This is a genomic window from Mycobacterium sp. UM_Kg1, from assembly GCF_000972925.1.
GTDB lineage: Bacteria > Actinomycetota > Actinomycetes > Mycobacteriales > Mycobacteriaceae > Mycobacterium > Mycobacterium hiberniae.
The window spans coordinates 1-7,904 of sequence record NZ_JRMK01000157.1 but is presented as its reverse complement, the minus strand read 5'-3'; the positions used below and the strand labels follow the sequence as shown (position 1 = coordinate 7,904).

Here is a 7,904-nt window from a genome sequence, read left to right as displayed (position 1 = left end):
GAATGGGCTGGCGCATGGACTGCGTCGACATCGAGTTACCTCCGCTAGAGCGCTGAAAGCTTGCCCGCTGGACATTACCGACCGCCCCTGCCGGGTTCGGGAGGAGCCGAGGGTTGCCACCCTGCCGCCAGCAAGGCTTACTATTTGCGTATGCATGCAGATAATGGCCCGGCTGACCGGTTGCCCGAGGATCAGGTGGGCCTGATCGTCGAGGTGTTCCGGATGCTGGCTGATGCCACCCGGGTTCAGGTGCTGTGGGCGCTGACCAGCCGGGAGATGTCGGTCAACGAACTCGCCGAGCACGTCGGCAAACCCGCGCCGTCGGTGTCGCAACACCTGGCGAAACTGCGAATGGCCCGGCTGGTGCGCCCCCGCCGCGAGGGCACCACGATCTTCTACAGCATGGAGAACGAACACGTCTGCCAACTGGTCACCGACGCGGTCTTCAACGCCGAGCACGCCGGTCACGCGCACTCGCGCTGAGCCCGCCGGTGGGCCACCCCCGCCGGCGAAGCCGTGACCAGGCGGTGAAGCCCGTCCTCAGGCGGCGAAAACGATGAGCAACGCGATGGCCCCGACCAGGACCAGCAGGCTCAGCCACAGCACCGCCCGGACACCGGCCGGCTTGCCGGTGCGGCCGGTGGGCGTGAACTGCGGACTGGTGGTCGGGGGCACGCCCCATGCTCCGGTCGGCGTTCTGCCAGGCGGAACCGGGGGCGACGACGGGGTCGGTTCATTGGGTGTCGGCGAAGTGGTCATGCACACCGCATTGACGATCTGGGGCGGGGTCAAACAACTGGTTCGGCTGGACGTCGCGACGCTGAGCCCGCCGCCGGACTGACCGCTGGCCGGGAGGCCGCCTTCGCGTAAGCAGTCCGGCGTCGCAGACTACGTCGCTGAAGGCCGCCGACCCCTTACCGGCCGCCCGTGACTCACGTAGCGCCCGAGGAGCCCTGGTGCAGATATCCGACAAGGTCTTCGTCGTCAGCGGTGCCGGCAACGGGATGGGCCAGCAAGTCGCACTCGCGCTGGCCCGGCGCGGGGCACGGATAGCTGCGGTCGATTTGGACCAAGCCGGCTTGGCCCGTACTGCTGAACTCATCGCCGGTACCCGAGCCTCGGTGTCCACCCACCCGGTGGACATCACGAACGCAGATGCCGTTGCCGCCTTGCCCGGGGACGTGTTGAAGGTGCACAACAGCATCGACGGCCTGGTCAACATCGCGGGTGTGATTCACCGGTTTGCGCCGTTCACCGATCTCTCGGTCACGGATCTCGATCGAATCATGGCAGTGAACTTCACCGGCATGGTGACCATGTGCCGGACATTCCTACCGGTCCTGCTGGCCCGGCCGGAAGCCAACGTGACGAATATGTCGAGCCTGTCGGCCCTCCTGCCGTTCGCCAGCCAGACCCTCTACAGCGCCAGCAAGGGTGCGGTGAAGCAGTTCAGCGAGGGACTGTACGGCGAGTTATGTGACACGAAAGTTCATGTGGTGACCGTCTTTCCCGGCAACGTGTCGACGAATCTGACCGGCAACTCCGGTGTCGAGATGCTGGATGCCGGTGGGCGGAAGGTCCGCTCGGTCACTCCGGAAGCCGCCGCGGCCAGGATCGTCGACGGCATAGCGAAAGATCGGTTCCGAGTCCTGATCGGCACCGACGCACGAGTCCTCGACATCCTGTCGCGTATATCAGCGAAACGCACTACCCGGCTTGTTGCCAAGCAGATCAAATCTGTCCTTTGATTGCCACCGATGCTCTTGCGGGAGTGAATATGCCACCAAATTCTGACTACGACGTCATCGTGGTCGGCTTTGGAGCCGCCGGCGCTGCCGCCGCCATCGAGGCCGCCGACAACGGTGCTCGAGTCCTCGTTCTGGACCGCGGGTATGGCGGCGGAGCAACGGCGCTGTCCGGCGGAATCGTCTATGCCGGAGGCGGAACCGCCGAACAACACGCCGGCGGGTACGAAGACAGCGCCGAGAACATGCGGGCCTACCTGCAGCACGAGGTCGGCGATGCCGTCAGCGGCGATACCCTCGATCGATTCTGCCGCGAGAGCCCGCACATGATCGAGTGGCTGAAGGCGCAGAGGCTCGAGTTCAAGGGCGGCACCGTGTCGTCCTACAAGACCTCCTATCCCACCGACGACTACTACTTGTATTACTCCGGGAACGAAAAGGCCCACCCCTACCTCGAGCATGCGCGGCCGGCGCCGCGCGGGCACCGCGTGGTAGCCCCCGGTATGAGCTCTGGAAAGGTGCTGTTCGAAAAGCTCAAGCGCTCCGCGCTGTCCAAAGGAGTCGTCTTCCTCCCGCTCGCGCGAGTGGATTCCCTGATCAAGGACGAGAGCGGACGGGTTCGCGGAGTCCGTTACCGGGCACTGGCGCTAACGCACCCCAACGCACGCAAGTACGCACTGTTGACCAAGTCGACCGGAAAGGTCGCCACCTGGATGCCCGGACTCGTCAAGGGCATCGTTGCTCGGGCAGAGGCCGTTTGGGCACAAGGCGCGGTCAGCGGTGAGGCCCGTGCCGGCGCAGTGATCCTCGCGGCCGGGGGCTTCATCTACAACCGTTCGTGGATGGCCGAATACGCACCGGAGTTCCTGAAAATCTCGCCGCTGGGCACCCCCGGCGACGACGGCGGCGGCATCGCGCTCGGACTGGACGCGGGCGGAGTGACGAACAAAATGGGGAACGTCACCGCGTGGCGCTTCCTCGCACCGCCAAGCGCATTCCTCGAAGGTCTCAGCGTCGGCAGAGACGGTCGGCGCATCGCGAACGAAGACCTCTACGGCGCGACACACGGCAACGTGCTGATGCGCGATTTCGACGGTGCCGGCTGGGCCATCTACGACGCCGCGACGTGGCAGAAAGTCCGCGATCAGGTACGGGAACAGACCCAGATCTTCCAACGCCTGCAGCTGATATATCTGTTCACCCTTGGACACAGGAAGGCACCGTCACTGGAGGGGATCGCACGCAAGAACGGGATCGATCCCCGCGGGCTGCGCCGGACCGTCGATGAATACAACGCCGGCCTAGCCAGTGGCACAGGCGATCCCGCGCACAAGGACACCTCGCTGTGCCCGCCCCTGATCAAGGGTCCGTTCTATTCGATCAACATCTCCGCCGACTCCTCACCGTTTTATCCGATCCCCGGTCTGACCCTGGGCGGTCTGGTCGTCGACGAGCGGACCGGGCGAGTGGTGCACCGCGACGGCGGCACCGTGCCGGGCCTCTACGCTGCCGGCCGCAACGCAGTCGGAGTGTGTTCGAACAGTTACGTCAGCGGCTTATCGATCGCTGACTGCATATTCAGCGGGCGCCGTGCGGGTAGTGATTCCGCCGCTTCCGTCAAGGCGGCCGCAGCCCCTGAATAGGCCTAGATCCGAACCAGTGTTTTAGTTGGTGGGCGCGGACGGTATCGAACCGCCGACCGCTGGTGTGTAAAACCAGAGCTCTACCACTGAGCTACGCGCCCCTGCCTCGGGCAGGTTACCCGGATCGGTACCGCAGACCCAAAACGCCCCCCGACCGGCGACGAGCGGTGCGGGCTACTCCTTGAGCGCCCCCAGCGCGTCGAGCCACAACTGCTGGTCGCGCGCCTCCCCGGGCTGCTTCATCTCGGCGAACCGGATGATGCCGGCCTTGTCGATGACGAACGTGCCACGGTTGGGGAAGCCGGTGTCGGAGTTGAACACCCCGTAGGCCTGGCTGACGGCGCCGTGCGGCCAGAAATCCGACAGCACCGGGAACAGGAACCCGCTCTGGGTCGCCCAGATCTTGTGGGTGGGCGGCGGGCCGACCGAGATCGCCAGCGCCACGCTGTCGTCGTTGACATAGCTGGGCAGGTGATCGCGCAGCTCATCGAGCTCGCCCTGACAGATGCCGGTGAACGCCAGCGGGAAGAACACCAACAGGACGTTCTTCTCGCCCCGGAATCCGCTCAGGCTCACCTTCTGCTGATTCTGATCCTTGAGGGTGAAGTCCGGGGCTTGCGCACCGACGGGCAGCATCAGCGCTTGCCTGCGCGGGACTTGGGCTGGACCAGGCGACTGGCGCTCCAGTCCCCCAGGTTGACCGACGACGTGGGCATCAGGCCGGCCGTGGGCGCCGCTTCGGCGATCTCCGCGGGCTGCACATGTCCTGACCGGCCGGTCTTAGGTGTCAGCACCCAGATCACGCCGTCATCGGCCAGCGCCGTGATGGCATCCATCAGGGTGTCCACCAGATCGCCGTCACCGTCGCGCCACCACAGCAGCACCACGTCGACCACCTCGTCGGTGTCTTCGTCGAGCAGTTCGCTGCCGCAGGCCTCTTCGACGTCGGCACGGATGTCGTCGTCGGCGTCCTCATCCCAGCCGAACTCCTGGACCAGCTGCTCGCTCTCAATGCCCAATTTGCGGGCGAAGTTCGGGGCGTTATCCGCCGCGACCACCGTGCGACCTCCTTCCATCGTCAGCGCGCCATGAATTGTGAATCATCGTTGCACAATCGGGTGGGAAATTCGGGGGCGAATGCCCCGGCCACCCGCGGGCGACGGGATCAGAAGGCTTTGCACAGCTGCATCCCCGTGTCCCGGGCCCGGTTGAGCTCATCCTTGCGCGCGTTGTAAACCGACACCGGTGCCTTCGACGAAATCGCGGTGGCGACTCCCCGCGCCGCCTGAGCGTATGCGGTGAAGGCGTCGGTCAGCTCCTTCGAGAGCTTCTCGTTGATCGCCGCAGTGACTTCGTCGGCACTGCGGTTGAGGGCCTCTATCGCCGGCCCGGCGGTCCCGGAGATGTCGCCGCCGTTGTTGAACGCCTCCACGTACTTATTCACCACGTCGACAGCGTCACTGCTGCTGGAGGCGAACCGGCCGCACGCGCCGCGGACCGCCTGGGTGGTCATCGACTGCTGACGCTGGGTCTCGCGCAGGCTCGAGGTGGCTTCTGAGGCCGAAACCGACGCCGACACCGAGGAGCGGTAGGCCGGAGCTTCGGCGGTGTCCGCCTCCGGGGTGCCCCCGATGATGTTGGTACAGCCGACGACGCCCATAGCCAGCGCCGCGGCGAAACCGGCGACGGACGCGCCTATCCGAGCGTGTCGCCGCGCCTGGGCGCGCGAGGCAGTCCGCCATCGGGTAAGCACAACTTCAAACGTTACCGCGTAGCCGCAATCATGCCGAGATCAGCCCACCCAGCGGGCACTCACCCACCGCCGCCCGCGCGCCAAGTGGGGCAGGATAGAAAAGACCGGACCGGCAATTCGATCGGTCGGTGCCCGTCCTGGCCACAAGCCGGGAGGCACATCTTGACCTCCGAACCAAGGAGCAACGCGTTGACCACTGAGACCCAACATCAGGATCTGGCCAAAAAGCCAAGCAACACAGGAGAATCCGACCGGGTCCGGGTGATCCGCGAAGGGGTGGCCTCCTACCTTCCCGACATCGACCCCGACGAGACCTCCGAATGGCTGGAGTCCTTCGACGAACTGCTGGCCCGCTCCGGGCCGGCCCGCGCCCGCTACCTGATGTTGCGGTTGCTCGAACGCGCCGGAGAGCAGCGGGTGGCCATCCCTGCGCTCACCTCCACCGACTACGTCAACACCATCCCGACCGAACTGGAACCGTGGTTCCCCGGCGACGAGGAGACCGAGCGCCGCTACCGCAGCTGGATCCGCTGGAACGCCGCGGTGATGGTGCACCGCGCCCAGCGGCCCGGGGTGGGGGTCGGCGGACATATCTCGACCTACGCCTCGTCCTCGACGCTCTACGAGGTCGGCTTCAACCACTTCTTCCGCGGCAAGAACCACCCCGGCGGCGGCGATCAGGTCTTCATCCAGGGCCACGCCTCCCCCGGCATCTACGCGCGCGCCTTCCTGGAAGGCCGGCTGAGCACCCATGACCTCGACGGTTTCCGTCAGGAGCACAGCCATCCGGGCGGTGGCCTGCCGTCCTACCCGCCCCCGCGGCTGATGCCGGACTTCTGGGAGTTCCCGACGGTGTCGATGGGCCTCGGCCCGATGAACGCCATCTACCAGGCACGGTTCAACCACTACCTGCACGACCGCGGCATCCGCGACACCTCCGACCAGCACGTGTGGTGCTTTTTGGGCGACGGCGAAATGGACGAGCCGGAAAGCCGTGGGCTGCTGCACGTCGGAGCGCTGGAATGCCTGGACAATCTGACGTTCGTGGTCAACTGCAACCTGCAGCGCCTGGACGGCCCGGTGCGCGGCAACGGCAAGATCATTCAGGAGCTGGAGTCGTTCTTCCGCGGCGCGGGCTGGAACGTCATCAAGGTGGTGTGGGGCCGCGAATGGGATGCCCTGCTGCACGCCGACCGGGACGGGGCCCTGGTGAACCTGATGAACGTCACTCCCGACGGGGACTATCAGACCTACAAGGCCAACGACGGCGGCTATGTGCGCGAACACTTCTTCGGCCGCGACCCCCGGACCAAGGCACTGGTGGAGAACCTGTCCGATCAGGACATCTGGCATCTCAAGCGGGGCGGGCACGACTACCGCAAGGTGCACGCCGCCTACCGCGCGGCCATCGAACACAAGGGCCAGCCGACGGTCATCCTGGCCAAGACCATCAAGGGCTACAGCCTGGGCAGCTACTTCGCCGGCCGTAATGCCACCCACCAGATGAAGAAATTCCGGCTCCAGGACCTCAAGGACTTCCGCGACGAGATGCGGATTCCGATCCCGGACTCCGAACTGGAATCGGACCCGTACCTGCCGCCGTACTACCACCCGGGCGAGCAGGCACCCGAGATCCGCTACATGGTGGAGCGGCGGCGCGCGCTGGGCGGCTTCCTGCCGCACCGCCGCACCGAATCCCGGCCGTTGCCGCTGCCGGAGTCGAAGACCTATGCCGCGGTCAAGAAGGGATCGGGCAACCAGGAGGTCGCCACCACCATGGCGGCCGTGCGGGTGTTCAAAGAGTTGTTGCGGGACAAGCAGTTAGGCCCGCGGCTGGTGCCGATCATCCCCGACGAGGCGCGCACGTTCGGGATGGACTCGTGGTTCCCCAGCCTGAAGATCTACAACCGCAACGGCCAGCTGTACACCTCGGTGGACGCCGACCTGATGTTGGCCTACAAGGAAAGCGAAATCGGCCAGATCCTGCACGAGGGCATCAACGAGGCCGGTTCGACGGCGTCGTTCACCGCGGTCGGGACCTCCTACGCCACCCACGGCGAGCCGATGGTGCCGATCTACATCTTCTATTCGATGTTCGGCTTCCAGCGCACCGGCGACGGGCTGTGGGCAGCGGCCGATCAGATGGCGCGCGGTTTCGTCCTGGGGGCCACCGCGGGGCGCACCACGCTGACCGGTGAGGGGCTGCAGCACGCCGACGGCCATTCGCTGCTGCTGGCCAGCACCAACCCGGCGGTGGTCTCCTACGATCCGGCATTCGCCTACGAGGTCGCCCACATCATCGAAAGCGGCCTGCAGCGGATGTACGGGGAGAACCCGGAGAACGTCTACTTCTACGTGACGCTCTACAACGAGCCCTACGTGCAGCCCTCAGAGCCCGAGGGTTTTGACCCCGAAGGCCTGCTGCGCGGCATCTACCGCTTCCGGGCGGCCGGCGAAGCCCGGCCGAACACCGCGCAGATCCTGGCATCGGGGGTGGCGGTGCCCGAGGCGCTGCGCGCCGCCGACATGCTGGCCGCCGACTGGGACGTGGCCGCCGACGTCTGGTCGGTGACCAGCTGGGGCGAACTCAACCGCGACGGCGTGGCGATCGAACGCGAGCGGCTGCGGCACCCGGATCGCCCGGCCGGCGTCGCCTACGTGACGCAGGCGCTGGCAGAGTCCGCCGGCCCGGTGGTGGCGGTGTCGGACTGGATGCGTGCGGTGCCCGAACAGATTCGGCCGTGGGTGCCGGGCACCTACGTC

Annotated in this window: 8 protein-coding genes and 1 tRNA gene; 4 read left to right on the top strand and 5 right to left on the bottom strand. The window is 66.2% G+C overall.

The features are described from left to right. Nucleotides 1–150: 150 nt before the first annotated feature. A complete protein-coding gene (locus tag LI92_RS18120; RefSeq protein ID WP_046321360.1) occupies nucleotides 151–483 on the top strand; it encodes an ArsR/SmtB family transcription factor in 333 nt (110 codons plus the stop codon). A 57-nt stretch (nucleotides 484–540) separates the two neighbouring features. Here the strand turns inward: LI92_RS18120 and LI92_RS24410 are convergent, their stop codons facing one another. Next, nucleotides 541–675 carry a hypothetical protein gene (locus tag LI92_RS24410; protein WP_286135181.1) on the bottom strand — a complete coding sequence of 45 codons (135 nt, stop codon included), beginning with the start codon at nucleotides 673–675 and terminating at the stop codon, nucleotides 541–543. Nucleotides 676–956: 281 nt separating this feature from the next. Here LI92_RS24410 and LI92_RS18115 point away from each other — a divergent pair, with 281 nt between their 5' ends. Together LI92_RS18115 and LI92_RS18110 are read left to right on the top strand one after the other, a co-directional pair. Continuing rightward, nucleotides 957–1,748 carry an SDR family NAD(P)-dependent oxidoreductase gene (locus LI92_RS18115; protein WP_046321358.1) on the top strand — a complete coding sequence of 264 codons (792 nt, stop codon included), beginning with the start codon at nucleotides 957–959 and terminating at the stop codon, nucleotides 1,746–1,748. A 29-nt stretch (nucleotides 1,749–1,777) separates the two neighbouring features. Beyond that, on the top strand, nucleotides 1,778–3,388 hold the full coding sequence (locus tag LI92_RS18110; RefSeq protein ID WP_046321356.1) for an FAD-binding protein: 1,611 nt from the start codon (nucleotides 1,778–1,780) through the stop codon (nucleotides 3,386–3,388). Nucleotides 3,389–3,414: 26 nt separating this feature from the next. Here the strand turns inward: LI92_RS18110 and LI92_RS18105 are convergent. The 4 genes from LI92_RS18105 to LI92_RS18090 form a co-directional block, all read right to left on the bottom strand. Beyond that, a tRNA-Val gene (locus LI92_RS18105) sits at nucleotides 3,415–3,489 on the bottom strand. A gap of 73 nt (nucleotides 3,490–3,562) precedes the next feature. Continuing rightward, nucleotides 3,563–4,024: a peroxiredoxin gene (locus LI92_RS18100; protein WP_046321354.1), complete on the bottom strand. Its 462-nt coding sequence runs from the start codon at nucleotides 4,022–4,024 to the stop codon at nucleotides 3,563–3,565. Then, the gene (locus tag LI92_RS18095) at nucleotides 4,024–4,446 is read right to left on the bottom strand and encodes a DUF3052 domain-containing protein (protein WP_046321365.1); all 423 of its coding nucleotides are present in this window, start codon (nucleotides 4,444–4,446) and stop codon (nucleotides 4,024–4,026) included. The genes LI92_RS18100 and LI92_RS18095 overlap by 1 nt, the downstream gene beginning before the upstream one ends. A 107-nt stretch (nucleotides 4,447–4,553) precedes the next feature. Next, nucleotides 4,554–5,141 carry an Rv2240c family protein gene (locus LI92_RS18090; protein WP_502691475.1) on the bottom strand — a complete coding sequence of 196 codons (588 nt, stop codon included), beginning with the start codon at nucleotides 5,139–5,141 and terminating at the stop codon, nucleotides 4,554–4,556. Between the two features lie 189 nt (nucleotides 5,142–5,330). On the opposite strand from LI92_RS18090, the gene aceE reads away from it, so the two are divergent. Continuing rightward, a partial coding sequence (gene aceE / locus LI92_RS18085) for a pyruvate dehydrogenase (acetyl-transferring), homodimeric type (protein WP_046321363.1) occupies nucleotides 5,331–7,904 on the top strand: 2,574 nt, incomplete at its 3' end.

What these genes read in the sequence shown, in the direction of transcription:
- LI92_RS18120 (WP_046321360.1), top strand. Translation starts at nt 151, where the DNA reads ATGCATGCAGATAATGGCCCGGCTGACCGGTTGCCCGAGGATCAGGTG.
- LI92_RS18100 (WP_046321354.1), bottom strand. Translation starts at nt 4,024, where the DNA reads ATGCTGCCCGTCGGTGCGCAAGCCCCGGACTTCACCCTCAAGGATCAG.
- LI92_RS18110 (WP_046321356.1), top strand. Translation starts at nt 1,778, where the DNA reads ATGCCACCAAATTCTGACTACGACGTCATCGTGGTCGGCTTTGGAGCC.